Origin of the sequence: Pseudomonas sp. RIT-PI-S (assembly GCF_025642975.1) — a bacterium.
Classification (GTDB): domain Bacteria; phylum Pseudomonadota; class Gammaproteobacteria; order Pseudomonadales; family Pseudomonadaceae; genus Aquipseudomonas.
The window spans coordinates 152,293-174,113 of record NZ_JANZKJ010000002.1; the positions used below are offsets into that span (position 1 = coordinate 152,293).

At 63.8% G+C, this 21,821-nt stretch carries 20 protein-coding genes; 12 read left to right on the forward strand and 8 right to left on the reverse strand.

Annotation, left to right across the window (positions count from 1 at the left end):
* Positions 1-6 precede the first annotated feature (6 nt).
* From OGL93_RS04780 to OGL93_RS04800, 5 genes are all read right to left on the reverse strand, one after another.
* Positions 7-1,230 carry an electron transfer flavoprotein subunit alpha/FixB family protein gene (locus OGL93_RS04780; RefSeq protein ID WP_263261236.1) on the reverse strand — a complete coding sequence of 408 codons (1,224 nt, stop codon included), beginning with the start codon at positions 1,228-1,230 and terminating at the stop codon, positions 7-9.
* A complete protein-coding gene (gene dgcB / locus OGL93_RS04785; protein ID WP_263261237.1) occupies positions 1,227-3,197 on the reverse strand; it encodes a dimethylglycine demethylation protein DgcB in 1,971 nt (656 codons plus the stop codon). Before dgcB ends, OGL93_RS04780 begins: the two co-directional genes overlap by 4 nt.
* A gap of 572 nt (positions 3,198-3,769) precedes the next feature.
* Positions 3,770-5,830 carry a dimethylglycine demethylation protein DgcA gene (gene dgcA, locus OGL93_RS04790; RefSeq protein WP_263261238.1) on the reverse strand — a complete coding sequence of 687 codons (2,061 nt, stop codon included), beginning with the start codon at positions 5,828-5,830 and terminating at the stop codon, positions 3,770-3,772.
* Between the two features lie 16 nt (positions 5,831-5,846).
* Positions 5,847-6,377, reverse strand: coding sequence for a DUF5943 domain-containing protein (locus OGL93_RS04795; RefSeq protein ID WP_263261239.1), 531 nt, complete (start codon positions 6,375-6,377; stop codon positions 5,847-5,849).
* 84 nt (positions 6,378-6,461) lie between these two features.
* Positions 6,462-7,451, reverse strand: coding sequence for a dipeptidase (locus OGL93_RS04800; protein ID WP_263261240.1), 990 nt, complete (start codon positions 7,449-7,451; stop codon positions 6,462-6,464).
* A gap of 242 nt (positions 7,452-7,693) precedes the next feature.
* Here OGL93_RS04800 and OGL93_RS04805 point away from each other — a divergent pair, with 242 nt between their 5' ends.
* From OGL93_RS04805 to OGL93_RS04815, 3 genes are all read left to right on the forward strand, one after another.
* The gene (locus tag OGL93_RS04805) at positions 7,694-8,122 is read left to right on the forward strand and encodes a lysozyme inhibitor LprI family protein (protein WP_263261241.1); all 429 of its coding nucleotides are present in this window, start codon (positions 7,694-7,696) and stop codon (positions 8,120-8,122) included.
* A gap of 153 nt (positions 8,123-8,275) precedes the next feature.
* On the forward strand, positions 8,276-9,037 hold the full coding sequence (locus tag OGL93_RS04810) for a hypothetical protein (RefSeq protein WP_263261242.1): 762 nt from the start codon (positions 8,276-8,278) through the stop codon (positions 9,035-9,037).
* Between the two features lie 85 nt (positions 9,038-9,122).
* Positions 9,123-9,674, forward strand: a complete 552-nt coding sequence (locus tag OGL93_RS04815) for a hypothetical protein (protein ID WP_263261243.1) — start codon at positions 9,123-9,125, stop codon at positions 9,672-9,674.
* Between the two features lie 6 nt (positions 9,675-9,680).
* Here OGL93_RS04815 and OGL93_RS04820 read toward each other — a convergent pair whose 3' ends face one another.
* Complete coding sequence (locus OGL93_RS04820) at positions 9,681-10,622, reverse strand: GlxA family transcriptional regulator (RefSeq protein ID WP_263261244.1); 942 nt, start codon at positions 10,620-10,622, stop codon at positions 9,681-9,683.
* A 163-nt stretch (positions 10,623-10,785) separates the two neighbouring features.
* Here OGL93_RS04820 and choX point away from each other — a divergent pair, with 163 nt between their 5' ends.
* From choX to OGL93_RS04845, 5 genes are all read left to right on the forward strand, one after another.
* Entirely contained in the window at positions 10,786-11,724 is a 939-nt protein-coding gene (choX, locus tag OGL93_RS04825; protein WP_263261245.1) for a choline ABC transporter substrate-binding protein, read from the forward strand.
* A gap of 60 nt (positions 11,725-11,784) precedes the next feature.
* Entirely contained in the window at positions 11,785-12,672 is an 888-nt protein-coding gene (locus tag OGL93_RS04830; RefSeq protein WP_263261246.1) for a 3-keto-5-aminohexanoate cleavage protein, read from the forward strand.
* Between the two features lie 10 nt (positions 12,673-12,682).
* The gene (locus tag OGL93_RS04835) at positions 12,683-13,648 is read left to right on the forward strand and encodes an L-carnitine dehydrogenase (protein WP_263261247.1); all 966 of its coding nucleotides are present in this window, start codon (positions 12,683-12,685) and stop codon (positions 13,646-13,648) included.
* A complete protein-coding gene (locus OGL93_RS04840; protein WP_263261493.1) occupies positions 13,644-14,111 on the forward strand; it encodes a thioesterase family protein in 468 nt (155 codons plus the stop codon). The genes OGL93_RS04835 and OGL93_RS04840 overlap by 5 nt, the downstream gene beginning before the upstream one ends.
* Before the next feature lie 124 nt (positions 14,112-14,235).
* Positions 14,236-14,490, forward strand: a complete 255-nt coding sequence (locus OGL93_RS04845; RefSeq protein ID WP_263261494.1) for a hypothetical protein — start codon at positions 14,236-14,238, stop codon at positions 14,488-14,490.
* 131 nt (positions 14,491-14,621) lie between these two features.
* Here the strand turns inward: OGL93_RS04845 and OGL93_RS04850 are convergent, their stop codons facing one another.
* Positions 14,622-15,725: a GlxA family transcriptional regulator gene (locus OGL93_RS04850; RefSeq protein WP_263261248.1), complete on the reverse strand. Its 1,104-nt coding sequence runs from the start codon at positions 15,723-15,725 to the stop codon at positions 14,622-14,624.
* Positions 15,726-16,110: 385 nt separating this feature from the next.
* Complete coding sequence (locus OGL93_RS04855; protein ID WP_263261249.1) at positions 16,111-17,487, reverse strand: L-serine ammonia-lyase; 1,377 nt, start codon at positions 17,485-17,487, stop codon at positions 16,111-16,113.
* 394 nt (positions 17,488-17,881) lie between these two features.
* Between OGL93_RS04855 and OGL93_RS04860 the strand changes: the two genes are divergently transcribed.
* The 4 genes from OGL93_RS04860 to betI all read left to right on the forward strand — a co-directional run bounded on the left by OGL93_RS04860 (position 17,882) and on the right by betI (position 21,759).
* Complete coding sequence (locus OGL93_RS04860; RefSeq protein ID WP_263261250.1) at positions 17,882-18,829, forward strand: choline ABC transporter substrate-binding protein; 948 nt, start codon at positions 17,882-17,884, stop codon at positions 18,827-18,829.
* A 67-nt stretch (positions 18,830-18,896) separates the two neighbouring features.
* The gene (choW, locus tag OGL93_RS04865; RefSeq protein WP_263261251.1) at positions 18,897-19,742 is read left to right on the forward strand and encodes a choline ABC transporter permease subunit; all 846 of its coding nucleotides are present in this window, start codon (positions 18,897-18,899) and stop codon (positions 19,740-19,742) included.
* On the forward strand, positions 19,739-20,974 hold the full coding sequence (gene choV, locus OGL93_RS04870) for a choline ABC transporter ATP-binding protein (protein WP_263261252.1): 1,236 nt from the start codon (positions 19,739-19,741) through the stop codon (positions 20,972-20,974). The genes choW and choV overlap by 4 nt, the downstream gene beginning before the upstream one ends.
* A 185-nt stretch (positions 20,975-21,159) precedes the next feature.
* Positions 21,160-21,759: a transcriptional regulator BetI gene (gene betI, locus OGL93_RS04875; protein ID WP_263261253.1), complete on the forward strand. Its 600-nt coding sequence runs from the start codon at positions 21,160-21,162 to the stop codon at positions 21,757-21,759.
* Positions 21,760-21,821 lie beyond the last annotated feature (62 nt).

Here is a 21,821-nt window from a genome sequence, read left to right on the forward strand (position 1 = left end):
CCTACCTCAGGCTGCGTTACGTTTTGCACCGTGGCGCCATGCGGCGACCGCGTCGATCAGGGCATTCAACAACTCGGCGCTGTCGCCGATCACCGCCAGGTCCGCGCGCTTGATCATGTCGCAGGCGGGGTCCAGGTTGACCGCGATGACCTTGTCGCAGGCACCTATGCCTTGCAGGTGCTGGATTGCGCCGGAAATACCGATAGCCACGTACACCCGCGCGGTGACCCAGGTGCCGCTGGCCCCCACTTGGCGGTCGCGGGTCATGAAGCCGTCATCCACGGCCACCCGGGAGGCCCCCTCGGTAGCGCCCAAGGCAACAGCCGCCTGATGGAACAGGGCCCAATCCTTCACGCCGTTGCCTCCGGAGAGGATGAACTCCGCTTCGGCCATGGGGATAGCAGCGGGGTCCACCGCGACGGCGCCGCGGTCTTCTATCCGCGCCAGGGTGCGAGCCACCGAGGCTTCGAGGCTGAACGGCAGCGCTTCATGGCGGGTTTCGTCCACGGGTTCGGCGCATTCGGCGGCGGCCAGTATCAGCCTTGGCAGCGGCTGCGCAACGTCCTGCTGGCCTGCGCCAGCGCGGCCCCTGCACAGGCCATCCTTGACGTGCCAGACGCGCGTTGCCGGGCGCTCCTCCAGGCGGGCAGCCAGCCGCCGGCCCAACTCGGCGCCGCCGTCGCGGCTGTCCGGGAACAGCCAGTGGCGCGGGCGCAGTTGGCTTTCCAGCGCCTGCAAGCCTTGAATGCGCTGCTCGGGCACATAGCCCAGGTATTCGTGGCCGCCCAGCACCAGCAGCCGGTCTACCCCGGCGGTATCGAAACCGGTTTCCTTGTGCTCGCCGAACACCACCGCCAGCACAGCACCCTCGCTACCCGCCAACTGATGCGCAAGGCCGAGCAGGTCGCGGTCATGGCTGCTCAGGCGGCCGCCAACCATGTCGGGCACCACGGCCACATAAAACGCCGGCGCTGGCACCCGGTGCAGCGGCCGCTGCACTTCGGCCGCCGCTACCAGACGCTTGACGTTACCGCCCTGTTCGGCGCCGCTGCGGTCGATCCGGCGGATGCCGTTGGGCCCGGTAAAGCCCACCGCGTGCGGGTTCTTGCGCACCACCCCAGAAGGCCCGGCCCAGCTTGCCTGGCAGGTCTGCAGCGCGCTGTGCAAGGGGTGCAGGCGGTTGCGAGCGATCCACTCGGTGCGGGGGTCCCTGCGTATCACGTCGCTCATTCGTTCACCTCTGCCGTTTCACGCGGCGCTCGCTGCGCTTGCTTTGCGGGTTCGGCCGGTGCTTCGATCAGCGCCTCAGCCACCAACTCGGCGATGTCCTTGATGGCCGGCCGCGGCGCCACCACCCCTTCGAGCATCGCGGTGCATTGCGGGCAGCCTACGGCCACCAGCTCGGCACCGGTTTCGCGGATGTCGTTCATGCGCATGTCGGGGATTCGTTGCTGGCCAGGAATGTCCGTGATCGGCGCACCACCACCGCCACCGCAGCAGCGCGAACGAAAGCCTGAGCGCTGCATTTCCTTCACCTCGATGCCCAGCCCGCGCAGCACCTGCCGCGGCGCTTCGTATTCGCCGTTGTAGCGGCCCAGGTAGCAGGGGTCGTGGTAGGTCACGCTACCGCCGCGGTGCGTGCCCACGTTCAGTTGCTGCGCGGCCATCAGCTCGGCGATGTAGGTGCTGTGGTGCAGCACTTGGTAATTCCCGCCTAGGGCGCCGTACTCGTTCTTCAGCACATGGAAGCTGTGCGGGTCGCAGGTCACGATGCGCTTGAAGCGGTACTGCCCCAGGGTGTGGATATTGCGCCGCGCCAGTTGCTGGAAGGTCGCTTCGTCACCCAGCCGGCGCGCCACGTCGCCGCTGTCGCGCTCTTCCAGGCCAAGTACGGCGAAGTCGACCTTCGCGGCCTTCAGCACTTTGACGAACGCGCGCAGGGTCCGTTGGTTGCGCATGTCGAAGGCGCCGTCGCCGACCCAGAACAGCACCTCGGCCTGCTTCACCTCGGCGAGCAGCGGAAGGTCCAGGTCAGCCGCCCAGTTCAGCCGGCCACCGGGAGCGAAGCCTCCCGGGTTGTCCGTGGCGATCAGGTTCTCCAGCACCTCCGCGCCTTTGTTTGGCGTGGCGCCTTTTTCCAGGGTGAGGTGGCGGCGCATGTCGACGATGGCGTCCACGTGCTCGATCATCATCGGGCACTCTTCCACACAAGCGCGGCAGGTGGTGCAGGCCCAAAGGGTGTCCGCATCCACCAGGCCGTTAACGATCGGTTGATGGGCGTTACCGCCGTGCTCGCCGAGGGGCTTGCCCTTGCCGTCCGGGGTTGGATAGGGGCTGCCGGCGAAGCGGGCATCGGTACCGCCCGCCAAGCCAATGACCATGTCCTGGATGAGTTTCTTGGGGTTCAGCGGCTGGCCGGCGGCGAACGCTGGGCACATCGCTTCGCATTTGCCGCACTGCACACAGGCATCGAAGCCAAGCAGCTGGTTCCAGGTGAAATCCTTGGGTTTCTCCACGCCCAGCGGTGCCCGGCGGTCGGCCAGGTCCAGCGCCTTGAGGCCCGTAGAGCGCCCGCCGCCAAACCGTTCGGCGCGGCGGTGCCAGGCCAGGTGCAAGGCACCTGCGAACGCATGCTTGAGCGGACCGCCCCAGGTCATGCCCAGGAACAGCTCGCTTACTCCCCACAGCACGCCTAGCGCCAGTATTGCAGCCAGCACCCAACCGCCGAAGTCCGCCGGGAGCACTCCGGCCACCGGCAAGGTAGCGATGAAAAAACTCCCGGCGAATGCCAGCAGGCTTTTTGGCAGGCGCATCCAGGGGCCTTTGGACAAACGCGCCGGAGGATTGAGCCGGCGCTTGTACACGAACAAGGCACCGCAGAACATCACCCCGGTCGCCACCAGCAAGGCATAACCCAGCACGCGGTTGTGCAGGCCAAAACCGTGCACCGCGATCGCCAACGCCGCTGACAGGGCAAAGCCGCCTGCCGTGGCCACGTGGGTGTTGGACATGTATTTATCCCGCGCAACCACATGGTGCAGGTCCACCAGGTAACGGCGCGGCATCGCCAGCAAGCCGCCAAGCAGGTCGACCTTAGCCGGCCGCCCCTGCCGCCAAAGGGCCACGCGGCGGGCAGCACCCAGCAGGGTCAGGGCGATGGCCGCGAACAGCAGAACGGGGAGGAGGGTGTTCAACATGGCACAAAGGCCTCCGGTTGAGCTAAGGCGCAAGCGATACCTGTAGAAGCTGGCGATAGCCTGCGAACGGTTCACCGCGAAAACCGTGTTGGTACGGTTCGCAGGCTATCGCCAGCTCCCACAGAACCCCGCATTCCAAGGCAGCGGTATTAAAAGTCCTTGCATAGGCGCAGGGCGTACGGTTCGCAGGCTATCGCCAGCTCCCACAGAACCCCGCTTTCCACGGCAGCGGTATTAAAAGTCCTTGCACAGGCGCAGGGCGTACGGTTCGCAGGCTATCGCCTGCCCCCACAGAACCCCGCTTTCCCAGGCAGCGGTATTAAAAGCCTTGCATAGGCCCAGGGCGTACGGTTCGCAGGCTATCGCCTGCCCCCCACAGAACCCCGCTTTCCACGACAGCGGTATTAAAAGTCCTTGCACAGGCGCAAGGCGTACGGTTCGCAGGCTATCGCCAGCTCCCACAGAACCCCGCTTTCCCAGGCAGCGGTATTAAAAGCCTTGCATAGGCGCAGGGCGTACGGTTCGCAGGCTATCGCCAGCTCCTACAGAACCCGCATTCCAAGGCAGCGATGTTAAAAGTCCTTGCATAGGCGCAGGGCGTCGTACAGGGCCGCATGCACGTTGCGTTGGGCCACGCAGTCACCGATACGGAACAGTAGGTAGCCGTCGCCGGGCTGGCTGAGCGCAGGCTGCGGCTCGATGGCGAACAAGGCTTCCACATCGACCTGGCCCTTGTTGCGCGAGCCCTCCTTGAGCGCGTAGTACAGGGCTTCGTCGGGCCGCACGCCGTTCTCGATCACTACCTGGTCCACCACACGTTCTTCCTTGGCGCCGGTGTATTCATTTTCCAGCAGGGCGATGAGCTTGTCCCCTTCGCGGTAAACCTTTTCCAGCATCAGGTCGCCGGTCATGATCACTTCCTTGGGGTACAGGCTGCGGTAGTACGTGGGGAAGGTCGTCCCGCCCATGGCCACGCCGGGCTTGATGTCATCGGTGACGATCTCCACCTGGCTGCCCTTGTCGGCGAGAAAGTCCGCCGCGCTCATGCCGGTGAACTCGCAGATGGTGTCGTACACCAGCACGTTCTTGCCGGGCGCGACCTTGCCGTCGAGCACGTCCCAGCTGCTCACCACCAGCCCCTCGGCGGCGCCCCAGTGTTCGTTCTGTTCCAGGAAGGGGTGACCGCCATTGGCCAACACGATCACATCGGGGCGCAGGTCCATGATGGTGTCCACGTCGGCGGCGGTGCCCAGGCGCAGGTCCACGTTCAGGCGCGCCAGTTCCAGTTGGAACCAGCGGGTAATGCCCGCGATCTGGTCACGCTGCGGTGCCTTGGCGGCAATGGTTATCTGCCCGCCGATCTGCTCTTTTTTCTCGAACAGGGTCACGTCATGGCCGCGCTCGGCCGATACCCGCGCCGCCTCCATGCCGGCCGGGCCTGCGCCGATGACCACCACCTTGCGCCGGGGGCCGGTGCTTTTCTCGATGATGTGCGGCACGCCCATGTATTCACGCGAGGTGGCAGCATTCTGGATGCAGAGCACGTCCAGCCCTTGATACTGGCGGTCGATGCAGTAGTTGGCGCCCACGCACTGCTTGATCTGGTCCACCTGGCCCATCTTGATCTTGGCGATCAGGTGCGGGTCGGCGATGTGGGCCCGGGTCATGCCGACCATGTCCACGTAGCCGCCTTCGAGAATGCGCGTGGCCTGGTTCGGGTCCTTGATGTTCTGCGCGTGCAGCACCGGCGCCTTGACCACTTCCTTGATGCCCGCCGCCAGGTGCAGAAAGGGCTCCGGCGGGTAGCTCATGTTCGGGATCACGTTGGCCAGGGTGTTGTGGGTGTCGCAGCCAGAGCCCACCACGCCGAAGAAGTCCACCATGCCGGTAGCGTCGTAGTAGGCGGCAATCTGTTTCATGTCTTCGTGGCTGAGGCCATCGGGGTGGAATTCGTCCCCACAGATGCGCAAGCCCACGCAGAAGTCGTCGCCCACTTCGGCGCGCACGGCCTTGAGCACCTCCAGGCCGAAGCGCATGCGGTTTTCGAAACTGCCGCCCCATTCGTCGGTCCGCTTGTTGACCCGTGGGCTCCAGAACTGGTCGATCATGTGCTGGTGCACGGCACTCAGCTCCACGCCATCCAGGCCGCCTTCCTTGGCCCGGCGCGCGGCTTGCGCGTAATTGCCAATGACCCGCTGAATTTCCTCCGGCTCGATGGTCTTGCAGGTAGCCCGGTGCACCGGCTCGCGGATGCCCGACGGCGACATCAGGGTCGGCCAGTGCTCGCCGTCCCAGCGCGAGCGGCGGCCCATGTGGGTAATCTGGATCATGATCTTGGCGCCGTGCTTGTGCATGGCGTCCGCGAGGTTCTGGAAGTGCGGGATGATCCGGTCGGTGGAGAGGTTGACCGACTTCCACCAGCCCTGGGGGCTGTCGATGGCCACGGTCGAGGAGCCGCCGCAGATGGCCAGGCCGATCCCGCCCTTGGCTTTCTCTTCGTAATACTTCACGTAACGTTCGGTGGTCATGCCGCCATCGGTGGCATACACCTCCGCGTGCGCGGTGCTGAGCACCCGGTTGCGGATCGTTAGGTTGCCGATGCGGATCGGCTGGAACATCGCTTCGAAAGCCATCTCACGGTCCTCGGCTTTACAACGGTTTGACGACGAACAGGCCGTCGTCGTGGCCCTCTTCGGAGCCTCCGTAGACTTGCTCTGCAACGGTGCGAACAGTGCTGCCGCGGGCGGCGAGAATCTGGTCCATGGCGCCAGCGAACCAGCCGGTGAACATGTAATCGACTTTGCGCCCGACCTTGCCGTACACGTACACGAAGCACGAGTGTTCCAGCTTCACGCTGGCGGTGCCTTGCTCCAGATCGATGTCCTGGATCTTGAACAGGCCCCAGCCGCGCTGGCTCAAGCGCTTCATGTAATGCTCGAACACCGCCACGCCTTCCAGGCCATGGCACTGCGCTTCCTTCTCGCACCAATGCCAAGCGGACTTGTAGCCGGCCTTGTAGAGAACCTGGGCATAGGCGTCGGCGCCCAACACCTCCTCGATGCCCATGTGATTGTTCACGAAGAAATGCCGCGGCACGTACAGCATCGGCAGCGAATCGCTGGTCCAGACGCCAGTTTCGCTATCGACTTCAATTGGCAATTCAGGGGCGTGTTTGGCCATGGAACTCAGCTCCAATCAGAAAGGGTCTATCGCTGTAGGGGGGGAACGGCCGCTACTGGCCTGCCCAGGCTGCAATGCCGATCACTACTCGCCCCAGACGTCGGCAAGCACGTTGAGCCAGTTCTCGCCCATGATCTTGCGCACCACCCGTTCGCTATGGCCGCGTTTGAGCAGCGTTTCGGTGAGGTTGGGGAATTCGCCCACGGTGCGGATGCCCAGCGGGTTGATGATCTTGCCGAAGTTGGTCAGGCGGCGGGCATAGCCCTTGTCGTGGGTGAGGTACTCGAAGAAGTCCTGGCCATGGCCCTGGGTGAAGTCTGTGCCGATGCCGATAGCGTCCTCGCCAACGATGTTCATCACGTACTCGATAGCCTCGGCGTAGTCGTCGATGGTCGAGTCGATGCCTTTGGCCAGAAACGGGGCGAACATGGTGACGCCGACGAAACCGCCGTGGTCGGCGATGAACTTCAGCTCCGCGTCGGACTTGTTGCGCGGGTGTTCCTTGAGCCCCAGTGGCAGACAGTGGGAATAGGTGACAGGCTTCTTGGATTCAAGAATGACTTCTTCGGAGGTTTTCGAGCCCACGTGGGAGAGGTCGCACATGATCCCGACCCGGTTCATTTCAGCGACCACCTCGCGGCCGAAGCCGGACAACCCACCGTCACGCTCGTAGCAGCCAGTGCCCACCAGGTTCTGCGTGTTGTAGCACAGCTGCACGATACCCACGCCCAGCTGCTTGAACAGCTCCACGTAGCCGAGCTGGTCTTCGAAGGCATGAGCGTTCTGGAAACCGAACAGGATGCCGGTCTTGCCCTGTTCCTTGGCGCGGCGGATATCCGCAGTGGTGCGCACCGGCATCACCAGGTCGCTGTTCTCGCGAATGAGCTTCTGGCTGGCGGCGATGTTGTCGCAGGTAGCCTTGAAGCCCTCCCATACCGACACCGTGCAATTGGCAGCGGTCAGGCCGCCCTTGCGCATGTCTTCGAACAGCTCGCGGTTCCACTTGGCGATGATCAGCCCGTCTATGACGATACTGTCGGCGTGCAATTCGGCCGGGCTCGAAGCTGGGCTCATCAGGCGATCCCCTTGTCAGCGGTACGCCGAATCGTTTGTCGGCGCTTTGGGGCCAGCATATGCCCCCGCGCAGGCGCGCCCGGATGCAAAAACGACAGGGGAATTGCCGAAAGCGTCAAAGCTGCCTCGCCCGCCGACAGCGGCGTGCCCGGCCAAGATGAAATCCACGGGTGCTGCTGTTCATCCGGCGGGCCATGGGCCAGAATTCGTGGATCTTTTGCGCACGGACCTGGGGGCGTGTAATGAAATCGTGGTTATGGATACTGGCGTTCGTCGCCGCAGGTGCACAGGCAGCCGACGAAGATGGCCCTACCCCTTGCGATAATGTGGAAACCAGCCAGCAGAGCCTGGATTGCTCGGTCTACAACCGGAAAACCGCCGAGGGCGAACTCAACGACGCCTATAACGGCCTCAACGCCCGCGTTACCGCGCAATACGGCGACCAGCCGGCCGTGCTCAAGGATTACCTGGCCAAGGTCAAGGCCGCGCAAGACCTGTGGCACAAACTGCGCGATGCCGACTGCGCGGTGGAAGTGCTCGAAGCCGACAAGGACGGTAATTCCAGCCAGACTGCGCTCAACGACTGCATGGCTCAGCGCAGCGACGAGCGTAGCGAATACCTGCAAACCATCGGCACCCAAGGCGAAGAGAACGACGCCCCGGACCAATGACCGGCCGTGCCTTTCCGGCGCCACCCTGAGGGGTGGCCCGGAACCGCTTGCCGGTTATCGCCCTTATCCATTCCCGCCATAGTGCCTCCCGGCTTCTCCCAAGCCGGTACCTCACCAGGGCCACCTGGCCCGTTCGCACTAGGAATGGAACCTATGTCTACCAAAGACAAACCTGACGCCGCACCGGAAGCATTCGTGAAACAACTGTCGATGCCCAAATCGCCCGTGGAGCAGGCGATCGATGCTCTCAAGAACGAGGGCGAAGAGCGCGTGCTGCTGATCGGCAACACCCTCTGCATCTTTGCCGAGAATGTTCCAGCCAGCGTTGCCGAAGACGTGGCCGCGAGCATGCGGCTGATCGGCCTGTCGTCCGAAAAAGCCTTCGACAAGGAAACCCAGCAGCGTGAGTGGTACAACCATTACACCCATGGCCTGGCCAAATTAGGCTGGACCATGACCGGCGCAGCCCATGCCGAGGAAGCCATGGACCAGGAAAAATCCACCTTGGCGGAGGTTGCGATCAGCATCATCAGCCGCGACCTTGGCGCCAAGCACCGAATGGCTCGGTGCCTGGGGCGCAGTTTCCAGGCCATGACCCACGCTCCCGCCGCGCAACGCCTGTTCGAGCGCAGTACTATCAGCACCACGGGCAAGTCCAGCACCTTCCAGGCTGTGGATTGTGAAATGAGCCCGCAGGGCCTGCCCATCATGCACATGAAGAGCTTTCAGATCGCGTATGACCGTGCCGTCTCTACAGGCGACGCAATCACCCGTGAGTTTGAAAAATCCTCCACTCGCGTTTATCGCGCATCGCAGCAAGGCACCTTCAGCATTCGCCAGTTCCAGATCCTGCGCGATGCGGTAACTCGCAAACTGGCTTCCCAGGCAGACGACATCCTCGACCTGTCGATCTGATCCCCCTTGCCCAGGCGCCGACTGCCGGACCCGTCGACGCCTGCGGCGATAAACCGCGCGCATTCATGCCTACTTAGAGAACGCGATGAGCGACAGCTTTTATGAGGACATGCTGGGCACCTTACGCGTGGCAGCCCTGTTCGCCCACCGGCATCACCATCCCGAAAAAGCACCGCTGCCCTGGCTGGCTGCCTTTATCGCTCGCCTACAAGCATTCGGCTGGGTCACCCTTGAACATCGCCAGACCCAGCACCTCTATACCCCCGCCCAAAGCGTGTGGATAAACGTATTCAGCGGGCAACTTCCCCTGGCCCAACCGCCTAATACGCGATTCAAGACGTTAGTCAGGCATGTGATCGACGCCCGATCGGATGGCCGCCGCCCGTTACCCCGCTCGGCGGGCGATGACAATGGGTCCACGCACTTGCTCACGGAGCTACGAATCCCTGACGCCGGGCCACCAACGCTGCGCCTGGTGCAACTCGCGGGCGCCCCGGACCCGCAAGCGCCCAAGACCCGGCTGCCAGTGGCGCGAACCTGTTGGGAGGCCACCCTGCACACCGGCCGCTTCGAAGAGCAACGCGCGCAGCTGATGCAGGAACTGCTCGACCATGAACAGGCGATCGAGCACCTCTGACAGCCCTCACGACCGGTTCAACCGATCTTCCCTGGGCGGCTTGCCAAACCTGCCCCTGTAGCGCCGGGCGAAATAGGATGGCAGCTCGAACCCACAGGCAATGCTCACTTCAGTCACGCTCATGTCAGTTTGCAGCAGCAGCTGGCGTGCCTTGTCCAAGCGCAAGGCCAGGTAAAAGTTGCCCGGGGTGGCCTGCAAGTGGACACGAAACAATCGCTCCAGTTGGCGCCGGGTCACTTGTACCGTCTGTGCCAGCGCATCGGTGCTCAACGGTACTTCGGTGTGCTGCTCCATGGTGCCTATGACCTGCACCAGCTTCTTGTTGCGCGTACCGTAGCGTGACGCCACCGCCATCCGCTGATGATCCTGCCGAGGGCGGATACGCCCGAGCACGAACTGCTCCGACACCTTGATCGCCAGCTCGCTGCCGTGGGCCTGGCCGATCAGGTCCAGCATCAGGTCGATCGACGCCGTGCCACCGGCGCAGGTGATGCGGCGCTGGTCGATCTCGAACAATTCCTGGGTAATGTCCAGCGCGGGCCAACGCTCCTTGAAGGCGCCGGCTGCCTCCCAGTGCAGCGCCACTCTCGCCTGGCTCAGCAACCCTGCTTCGGCCAACAAGAACGCCCCTGTGTCGATGCCCCCCAGGATGCCGCCTTCGTGAGCGACCCGCCGAAGCCAGGCGCCCAACGCCGGGCTGAAGGCTTTCAAGGGCTCGAAGCCGGCAACCACGAACACCCGTGCGCCCGCTGCGAGGGCAGCCAGGCCGGCATCGGCATTGACCGACATGCCATTGCTGGCGAGCACCGCACCGCCGTCCAGGCTGAGCACCTGCCAGCGGTACAGCCCAGGCCGGAAGCGGTTAGCCACACGCAGCGGCTCGATCGCGCTGATAAACCCGAGCGCGGAAAAGCCAGGCAGTAACAGGAAATGGAACACCTCGGGCATAGGTCGGCTCCTTGGGGCGCTTCGTTAATAGCGCGGCGGTCGCCTGGGTGCAAGTGCCAGTCGCCACAGTGCGCGTGCCGCTGCCGTGGCGCGGGTAACCTGATTCTCAGGGCGCACTCAGACGCCCGTTCCCTATAAATGCCCTGCCAGAGGAACTACCGCCATGAAGAGGTTGATCCGCTGCTGTTTGCTGTTGCTTAGCACCACTACCCTCCCCCTGGTTCAAGCCGCGGACACCGCCAGCTGTAAAAGCGTGCGCCTAGGCGTGGTAAACTGGACCGACGTGATCGCAACCAGCAGCCTGGCCCAGGTATTGCTGGACGGCCTGGGTTATGACACCCACCAGACCAGCGCCTCGCAGCAGATCATTTTTGCCGGCATTCGCGATCAGCGGCTGGACCTGTTCCTGGGGTACTGGAACCCCTTGATGACCGCCACGCTTACGCCCTTCGTGGATAACAAACAGGTACGAGTGCTGCCCGCCCCGAGCCTGGCCGACGCTCGGGCCACACTCGCCGTGCCCACTTACCTGGCTGATCAGGGCCTGAAAACCTTCAGCGACATCGCCCGCTTCAAGCAGCAACTGGGTGGCAAGATCTACGGCATCGAGCCCGGCTCCGGCGCCAACACCCAGATCAAGCAGATGATCGCCAGCAATCGCTTTAACCTGGGCGACTTCCAGCTGGTCGAGTCCAGCGAGGCTGGCATGCTCTCGGCGGTCAGCCGGGCAGTCAAGCGCAACGAAGCCGTGGTGTTCTTCGGCTGGGCACCGCACCCGATGAACGTAAACCTCAAGATGACTTACCTGAACGGTAGCGAAGACGCCTTGGGCCCCAACGAGGGCCAGGCCACCGTCTGGACTGTCACGGCGCCAGACTACGCCAGCCGTTGCCCCAACGTGGACCGCCTGTTGAGCAACCTGACCTTCAGCGCCACCGACGAGAGCCGGATGATGCAGCCGATCCTCGATCACAAGGACCCGCTCGACGCTGCGCGCCAGTGGCTCAAAGACCATCCGCAGGATCGCAGCCGATGGCTCGAAGGGGTAACCACCTTCGACGGCAAGCCTGCCGATGCCAACCTGCGCCTGACTTCCAACTGACCTCAACCTCACCCAGCGCCGCCTGCGGCGCGCGGGCAAGCTCGCCCAAAGGAAACCTTCATGAACCATGATGTGATCATCACCTGCGCGCTTACCGGGGCCGGCGACACCACCAGCAAAAGCCCATTCGTGCCCATCACCCCCAAGCAAATCGCCGAGGCCGCCGTAGAAGCCGCCAAAGCTGGCGCGACCGTGGTGCACTGCCATGTGCGTGACCCACGGACCGGCCGCTTCAGCCGGGATGTGGCCCTGTACCGGGAAGTGATGGAGCGCATTCGGGAGGCGGACGTAGACATCATCGTCAACCTCACCGCGGGCATGGGCGGCGACTTGGAGATCGGCCCGGGCGAACGCCCCACCGAGTTCGGCCCGCACACCGACTTGGTCGGCCCATTGGCCCGCCTGGCGCATGTCGAGGCGCTGCTGCCAGAGATCTGCACCCTCGATTGCGGCACGCTCAACTTCGGCGATGGCAACACCATTTATGTCTCCACCCCCGATCAACTGCGCACCGGCGCGCGGCGAATCACCGAGCTGGGAGTAAAGGCCGAGCTGGAGATCTTCGACACTGGCCACCTGTGGTTCGCCAAGCAGATGATCGCCGAAGGGCTGCTGCACGACCCCCTGTTCCAACTGTGCCTGGGCATTCCCTGGGGCGCGCCGGCGGACACCACCACCATGAAAGCCATGGTGGACAACCTGCCCGCGAGCGCCACCTGGGCCGCGTTCGGCATCGGCCGCATGCAAATGCCCATGGCGGCCCAAGCCGTGCTATTGGGCGGCAACGTCCGGGTCGGGCTGGAAGACAACCTGTGGCTGGAAAAGGGCTCGCTCGCTACCAATGGTCAACTGGTGGAGCGGGTGAGCGAGATCCTCACGCGGCTAGGCGCGCGGGTGCTAACCCCAGCCGAGGGCCGCGCCAAAATGAACCTGACTCGTCGTCGTTGAGGAGCCTGCCATGATTTATCCGAGTGAAATCAAAACGTTCGCCGCCCTAGGTGGCGGCGTGATCGGCAGCGGTTGGGTAGCCCGCGCGCTGGCCCATGGGCTGGACGTGGTCGCCTGGGACCCCGCCCCCAACGCCGAAGCCAACCTGCGCCAGCGCGTGGCCAACGCCTGGCCGGCCTTGGAAAAACAAGGGCTGGCCGCGGGCGCCAGCCCTGAACGGCTGCAGGTGGTGGGCAACCTCGAAACCTGCGTGGCCGGCGCGGACTTCATCCAGGAAAGCGCGCCCGAGCGTCTGGAACTCAAGCTCGAGTTGCACGCCGCTATCAGCGCAGCCGCCCGGCCCGAGGCGCTCATTGCCTCGAGTACCTCGGGCCTGCTCCCCAGCGAGTTCTACGCGAGCGCCGCACACCCCGAGCGCTGCCTGGTGGGCCATCCGTTCAACCCGGTTTACCTGCTGCCGCTGGTGGAGGTGGTCGGAGGCCAACACACCGCACCCGAAGCTATCGAGGCGGCGAAGGCGGTGTATCGTCAATTGGGCATGCGCCCGCTGCACGTACGCAAGGAAGTGCCAGGGTTCATCGCCGACCGCTTGCTCGAAGCGCTCTGGCGAGAGGCGCTGCACCTGGTCAACGACGGCGTGGCCAGCACCGGGGAAATCGACGACGCGATCCGCTTCGGCGCAGGGCTGCGCTGGTCGTTCATGGGCACTTTCCTGACCTATACCCTGGCCGGGGGCGACGCCGGCATGCGGCACTTCATGCAGCAGTTCGGCCCAGCCCTGCAACTCCCTTGGACCTACCTGCCCGCCCCGCCGCTGACCGACCGGCTGATCGACGACGTGGTAGCCGGGACCGCCGCGCAATTGGGGAAGCACAGCATCGCCTCGCTGGAGCGCTATCGCGACGACGCCCTGCTCGGTGTGCTGGCCGCTGTGCGCCAAGCCAAACACGACCACGGGATTGGCACCGATGATTGAGTCGTTGATCACCTACCGAGGCGAAGTGCTCCCGCAGTGGACCGATTACAACGGTCATTTGCGCGACGCCTTCTACCTGTTGATTTTCAGCTACGCCACTGACGGCTTTATGGACCTGATCGGCCTCGATACTGCCGGGCGCGAGGCCAGCGGCCACTCGTTGTTCACCCTGGAATGCCATCTGAATTTTCTTCACGAGGCTAAACAAGGCGAGGCGTTCGAGGTGCGCACGCAGCTGCTCGGCCATGATCACAAGCGCCTGCACCTGTACCACAGCCTGCACCGGGCTGATGCTGGAACGGAGCTGGCCGCCAATGAACAGATGCTGTTGCATGTGGCGGTGGCCGGGCCCAAGTCGACGCCGTTCGGCGAAGGGACAGCACAGTGCCTCGCAACGGTCGCTCAACGCCAGAAGGACATGGCGCCGCCGCGCTGGGCCGGCCGGGTGATCGCCCTGCCTTGAGCAGGAAGCGATGTTCGAAAACGACCTGTTCATGCCCACCGCTGCCATCGCCACGGGCAGCTATTGCCGGCTTGAGGCGGCTTCACCAGAATCGGTGCAAGCCCGCCTCAAAGGACACCACCACATGATGCACGCCGACTTGATCGACCAGGATGACCTGCTGAGCCAACTGCGCGCACTGGGCTTCGAAATGCCCGCTGGCGCTAATGCCGAACAAGCCTGCGAATGCGCGGTGCGCGGTTTGGATGCTACCCGCGCCCGAGCGCTGCGCGGGCTGGTGGAACAGCTGCTCAGCGGGAGTGCGACCCTCCTGCCGACCGTGCGCCAGGCTATCGACAAGAACTTGCTACCGGCCCTGGCACGGTTTGGGCGCCCGTAGCAGCACGGCTTGTCGGTGACCGGGCCCGTTGCCGGGCGCCCGTAACGTCACGACTTGCCGACAACCGGGCCCGTTACCAGGCGCCCGCTGCCGAGCGCAGACAGAACCTGGCGCCTACCGTGGTGTATGGCCTACACCCTCACACTGGCAAAGGTCGACTCATTGCGCGCTTGCCCAAGCGCGGCCAATGGCCCGGACAACGGCGCCAGCACCATCGCTTGCGGAATCGGCAACATGGCCACTTGCTGCGCAGTGTTGGACCCCACACGCTCGTCGCGCGGCGGAATGCCGAAGTACTCCCGGTAGCATTTGGAAAAGTGCGGCGTGGACACAAATCCGCACACCGAGGCGACCTCGATGATCGACATCGGGGTTTGCTTGAGCAGCTGCCGGGCGCGAATGAGCCTCAGCTTTAGGTAGTAGCGCGACGGAGAGCAGTGCAGGTACTTCTGGAACAGCCGCTCCAGCTGCCGGCGCGATACGGCCACGTAGACCGCCAGCTCGTCGAGGTCGATCGGCTCTTCGAGGTTGGCCTCCATCAGCGCGACGATCTCCTGCAACTTAGGCTGGTTGGTGCCCAGCATGTGCTTGAGCGGCACGCGTTGATGATCCTGCTCGTTGCGAATGCGCTCGTACACGAACATTTCCGAGATAGCCGCGGACAGCTCGCGACCATGATCGCGGCTGATCAGGTGCAGCATCATGTCCAGCGGTGCGGTGCCGCCGGAGCTGGTGAAGCGGTTACGGTCCAGGGTAAACAAGCGCGTACTCATGGTCGCCCGGGGGAAGGCCTCCTGCATCGCCGCCAGGCACTCCCAGTGCACGCTGCAATCGAAACCGTCCAACAAGCCGGCGCAGGCCAACGCCCAGCTGCCCGTACATACCGCGCCCAGGCGGCGTGATTGCCGCGCTTGGCTCTGTAACCAGGCCACGTGTTCGCGGGTCACCGTGCGCTGAATACCCACCCCGCCACACACGATCACCGTGTCCATGGGTGGTGCCTTATGCATCGCGGCATCCGGGGTGATCTGCAAGCCGTCGCTGGCCCAAACCTGGCCGCCGTCGGCGCTGAGGGTCGTCCAGCGGTAAAGTTCGCGCCCAGACAACTGGTTGGCCATACGCAATGGCTCGACCGCGGAAGCGAGAGAAATCAGCGTGAAATTATCCAGCAGCAGAAAGCCGATGGACTGAGGCGTGCGGTTCTGGGGTTGGGCCCCGGAGTTGGACGACGTCATCGCGGTATCTCCTCTGAATCAGCGCAAGGTAGGCCCCAGGCAGCGGGCTCTTTTTTTAGAAAACAAGGGAGCAATTGCCATGCCGGAAATTGAATGCACATTCAATAAAACCGGAAAACGACGTCGCAAACAGTCTGGAATCGGCATTCGGCGAGAGTGGCTTTAATTGCCGCCCTTGGCTGCGGCCCGCGGCGGGTGGGCAGTTCGGTAGCAGCCACTGTGCAAAACCAGGACCATCGCCGCCCCGGTTGTCACCGGCGGCCGCAGTAGCCCTAGAGCGCAGGAACCAGGGGAAGGCGTACCGCGGGTAAAGGCGGCCGGGGCGTGCCCGCGCGCCAAAAGGCAGCAGGCAAGGCTGGCCTGGGCGAAAAGCGCGCAGCGGGGCTCAGCATTCGATGGCGCTGACCGCCAGCCCGCCGCGTGAGGTTTCCTTGTACTTGGCGTGCATATCCGCTCCGGTGTCGCGCATGGTGCGGATCACCCTGTCCAGGGAAATGAAGTGGCTGCCGTCACCACGCAAAGCCATTTGCGCGGCGTTGATCGCCTTGACGGCCGCGATGGCATTGCGTTCGATGCAGGGCACTTGAACCAGCCCTCCCACCGGGTCGCAGGTCAGCCCCAGGTTATGCTCGAGGCCAATCTCGGCGGCATTTTCCAGCTGCGCCGGGGTGGCACCAAGCAGTTCGGCCAGGCCTGCCGCGGCCATGGCGCAGGCAGAGCCCACCTCGCCCTGACAGCCGACCTCGGCCCCCGAGATAGAGGCGTTTTTCTTGCACAAGATGCCCACCGCAGCCGCCGCGAGGAAGAAATCCACCACATCGTTGTCGCTCGGCTGCTCACTGAACTTCATGTAGTAGTGCAGCACCGCCGGAATGATGCCCGCAGCGCCATTGGTGGGGGCCGTGACCATACGGCCGCCGGCGGCGTTCTCTTCGTTCACCGCCAGCGCAAAGAGGTTCACCCACTCCATGGCCGTAAGCGTTGAGCCGATCACGTTCGGTTTGCCCGCTTCCAATAGGCTGTTGTGCAACCGCGCCGCTCGCCGGCGCACGTTCAGGCCACCTGGCAACACACCTTCCTGGGCCAGGCCCTGTTGCACACAGGCCTGCATCGCCTGCCATAGCTCTAACAGGCCGGCACGGATCGCTGCTTCACTGCGCCAGGCTTTTTCGTTTTCCAGCATCAATTGCGACACCCGCAAGCCATGCCGCTCGCAGAGCTCAAGCAACTGCACGGCGCTGTCAAATTCGTAAGGCAGCGCGGTGGTATCGCCATCCAGTTTGCCGGAGGCCGCCTGCGCGGCATCTACCACGAAGCCGCCGCCGACCGAGTAGTAAGTCTCTTCCAGAAGCACCTGCTCCGCGCCTTCGGCTACCAGGGTCATCGCATTGGGGTGATAGGGCAGGTTCTCGTCCAGCAGGCGCATGTCCCGGGCCCAGTCGAAGGGCACCCGGGCTTGGCCGCCCAGCAGCAGCTCGCCGGTTTCCTTGAGGCGCGCCACCGTAGGCCCGATCCCTTGCGGGTTTACCGTGTCTGGCCAGGCACCGGTTAGGCCCATGATCACCGCGTTATCACTGCCATGGCCCACACCTGTTGCAGACAGCGAGCCATACAGCCGCACTTCTATTCGCTTCACGTCGGCAAGCAGCCGCTGCTCGCCCAGGCGCTCGGCAAACAGCGCGGCGGCGCGCATGGGGCCGACCGTGTGTGAGCTGGATGGCCCGATGCCGATCTTGAACAGGTCGAACACGCTGATTGCCATTGCCGCCAAACCTCCGTAGGGGCGCGCGCGGCGCCGGTTGACGCGCTCGCCAAGCTGGGAAAGCGGCGCGTTTCTGGCACCTATCATGGGCTTTTGCACAGGTGCGGAGCGTCTGCAACCGACCCGCCCTTGCTCGCCAGCGCCGGCCCCGGGCTGGTCGCTTTCCCCCTGATTCCGCGGGCAGGCCGGGCTTGTAGGGGGCACCGATGCTAGATACGACCTCACTGGCACTGGATACGACCCTCCCTGTACTGGAAGCGACCCACCCAGTAGGCGTTTACCCGGCGCTGTTGGATGATCGAAAGCGTCCCGTTTGCACGGCGTGCCGCCTCGGCCAAGCGCAGGGGGCTATAAACGGCATCGACCGCAAAGAAAACACCAAGGAGTCCACCCGATGAGAGTTGCACCATCGCTATTGCTGGCCGCCGTGTTGTGTCTACCGTTAGCCGCCCAGGCCGCGGACCCGGCGCAATGCGCCACCGTCAACTTCTCGGATGTAGGCTGGACCGACATTACCGTCACCACCGCCACCACCAGCGCGGTGCTGCAATCGCTGGGCTACACCACTAAAACCACGATGATCTCGGTGCCGGTGACCTACAAGTCACTGGCCGATGGCAAGAACATGGATGTGTTCCTCGGCAACTGGATGCCGACCATGGAGAACGACATCAAGCCGTACCGTGACGCTGGCACGGTGGAAAGCCTGCGCGCCAACCTGGAAAACGCCAAGTACACCCTGGCGGTGCCTCAGGACCTGTGGGACCAGGGCCTGAAGGATTTCGCCGACCTGCCCAAATTCAAGGACAAGCTCGAGGGCAAGATCTACGGCATCGAGCCGGGCAACGATGGCAACCGGCTGATCCAGTCGATGATCGATAAAAACGCCTTCGGCCTGAAAGATGCAGGCTTCAAGCTGGTGGAATCCAGCGAGGCCGGCATGCTCGCCCAGGTAGACCGTGCGCAAAAGCGCCATGGCGGCATCGTGTTCCTCGGTTGGGAACCGCACCCGATGAATACGCGCTTCAAAATCAAGTACCTGACCGGCGGGGACGACTACTTCGGCCCTAACTTCGGCCAGGCGACCATCTACACCAATACCCGCAAAGGGTATGCGCAGGAATGCCCCAACGTAGGGCAGTTGCTGAAAAACCTGTCGTTCACACTGAACATGGAAAGCGCGCTGATGGGCAACGTGCTGGACGACAAAATGAAGCCAGACGCCGCCGCCAAGGCCTGGCTCAAGAAGAACCCGCAGGTGCTCGAAACCTGGCTCGCGGGCGTTACCACCCTTGACGGCAAGCCTGGGCTGGAAGCGGCCAAGGCCAAACTGACGCAATAACTGCCGAAGCCCCGTCGGGGTAGCCCGACGGGAACCGCAATCACTCTTCGCAGGTGGACGCCGAACCATGCTGACAGACCATAAACTTCCGCTAGGCGAATATATCGCCGCCTTCGTCGACTGGCTGACCCAGCACGGCGCCAGCGTATTCGACTGGATCGCCTCGACCCTCGAAGCGATGATCCACGGCCTGACGGCCGCCTTGACCTGGTTCCCACCGCTGGCCTTGATCGTCATCTTCGCCGGCCTTGCGTACTTCATTCAGCGTAAGGTCAGCCTGGCGATCTTCGTTGCGCTGTCGTTCCTGCTCATCCTCAATCTCGGGTATTGGCAGGAAACCATGGAAACCCTGGCGCAAGTGACCTTCGCCACCGTGGTGTGCGTGGCCGTCGGCGTGCCGCTGGGGATCATCGCCGCGCACAACCCGCTGTTCTATACCCTGATGCGCCCGGTGCTGGACCTGATGCAGACCGTGCCGACCTTCGTGTACCTGATCCCCACCCTGACCCTGTTCGGCCTGGGCGTGGTGCCTGGGTTGATCTCCACCGTGGTGTTCGCCATCGCTGCGCCCATCCGCCTCACGTACCTGGGCATTTGCGACGTGCCGCAAGAGCTGCTCGACGCCGGCAAGGCCTTCGGTTGCTCACGGCGCCAGCTGCTTTCGCGCATCGAGCTACCTCACGCCATGCCCAGCATCGCCGCCGGCGTTACGCAATGCATCATGCTGTCGCTGTCGATGGTGGTGATCGCTGCCTTGGTGGGCGCCGACGGGCTGGGCAAACCGGTGGTCAACGCATTGAACACCGCGGACATCGCCCTAGGGTTCGAAGCGGGCCTTGCGATCGTGTTGCTGGCGATCATGCTGGACCGCATCTGCAAACAACCCGATATCAAGATCGGAGGTGACGCATGAGCATCATTCGCTTCGAAGACGTCGACGTCATCTTTTCGCGCCAGCCCAAGGAAGCCCTCAGGCTATTGGACGAAGGCCTGCACAGGTCGGAAATCCTCAAGCGCACTGGCCAGGTGGTAGGGGTCGAAAAAGCCAACCTGGAAGTCAACAAGGGGGAAATCTGCGTGCTGATGGGCTTGTCCGGCTCGGGCAAGTCCAGCCTGCTGCGCTGCATTAACGGCCTGAACACCGTCAGCCGCGGCAAGTTGTTCGTCGAGCACGAAGGCAGCCAGATCGACATCGCCTCGTGCACCGCGGCGGAGCTCAAGATGATGCGCACCAAGCGCATCGCCATGGTGTTCCAGAAGTTCGCCCTCATGCCCTGGCTGACCGTGCGGGAAAACATCAGCTTCGGCCTGGAAATGCAAGGCCGGCCCGCTGAGGAACGGCGCCGGCTGGTGGATGAGAAGCTGGAGCTGGTGGGCCTGACCCAATGGCGCAACAAAAAACCCGACGAGCTCTCCGGCGGCATGCAGCAGCGGGTAGGCCTGGCCCGGGCACTGGCGATGGATGCGGACATCCTGCTGATGGACGAACCCTTCTCTGCCCTCGACCCGTTGATTCGCCAGGGCCTGCAGGATGAGCTGCTAGATCTGCAGCGCAAGCTGCAAAAGACCATCGTGTTCGTCAGCCACGACCTGGACGAAGCGCTCAAGCTGGGCAGCCGTATCGCCATCATGAAAGACGGCAAGATCATCCAGTATTCCCGCCCGGAAGAGATCGTGCTCAACCCGGCCGACGACTACGTGCGCACCTTCGTGGCCCACACCAACCCGCTGAACGTGTTGTGCGGGCGCAGCCTGATGCGGCCGTTGTCAGCGTGCAAGCGGCTCGACGGTGAGGTCTGCCTGGACCCAGGCAGCGGCGCCTGGCTCAAGCTCAGCGACCAGGACAGCCTCAAGAGCGCCCGGCTGGGCGAGGTGCCGCTGGACCTGCAAAGCTGGCAACCCGGCCAGCCCGTGGAAAGCCTGGGGCGGCGGCCGACCCTGGTAGGCGCCGCCATCGGCATGCGCGAAGCACTGGAAATCCGTTATCACACCGGCCACAAGCTGGTGCTGCACGAGCAGAACCGCATCGTCGGCGTGCTGGGCGATACCGAGCTGTACCACGCCTTGCTGGGCAAGAGCCTGGGCCACCCCGCCGAAGCCGTGCCAAGCAACGAAGCCGTGGTGCCGCTGCGTAAGGCCAATTGATATCCGCAGCGCTCACGTTGTCGTAGGGGGCCGGTGCTAGCCTGCGAATCTGGAGGTGGTCCAGTTCGCGGGCTTCACTCGCTCCCACGTGGCGTCTTTTTTGTTATTTGAACGATCAATCAAAATAAACTAGACTCCTTCGGCCGGTGTCGATCACTTACCCGCCGCGCCAGGAGAACACGCCGATGCCAAAGGTCGGAATGCAGCCCATTCGCCGTCAGCAGCTGATCGAAGCCACCTTGCAGGCGGTCGATCAAGTGGGCATGGCCGACGCCAGCATCGGGGTCATCGCCAAGACCGCCGGCGTTTCCAACGGCATCATCAGCCACTATTTCCAAGACAAGAACGGTTTGATCCAGGCCACCATGGGTTATCTCATGCGTGCCCTGGCCAGCAGCGTCGCCGAACGCCGCCGTTCATTGGCCGACACCAGCGCGCGGGCGCATCTGCGGGTGATCATCGAAGGGAACTTCGACGCCAGCCAGGTAAACGGCCCGGCCATGAAAACCTGGCTGGCCTTCTGGGCCGCGAGCATGCATCAGCGCTCGCTGCATCGGCTGCAGCGCATCAACGACCACCGGCTGTACTCGAACCTGTGCTGCCAGTTCCGCCGAGTGCTGCCGCTGGCCCAGGCGCGTAACGCCGCCCGCGGCCTGGCAGCCTTGATCGACGGCCTTTGGCTGCGCGGCGCGCTCTCCGGCGACGCCTTCGATACCGAACAGGCGCTGCGCATCGCCTACGAATACCTGGACATGCAATTGGCGAAACAAACGCCTGCCGCCTGAGTTGGGGCTGTTTCGCCTTCAATCCGGCGCCTGGGTCTACCCGCGGCGCCCACGACTTCGCG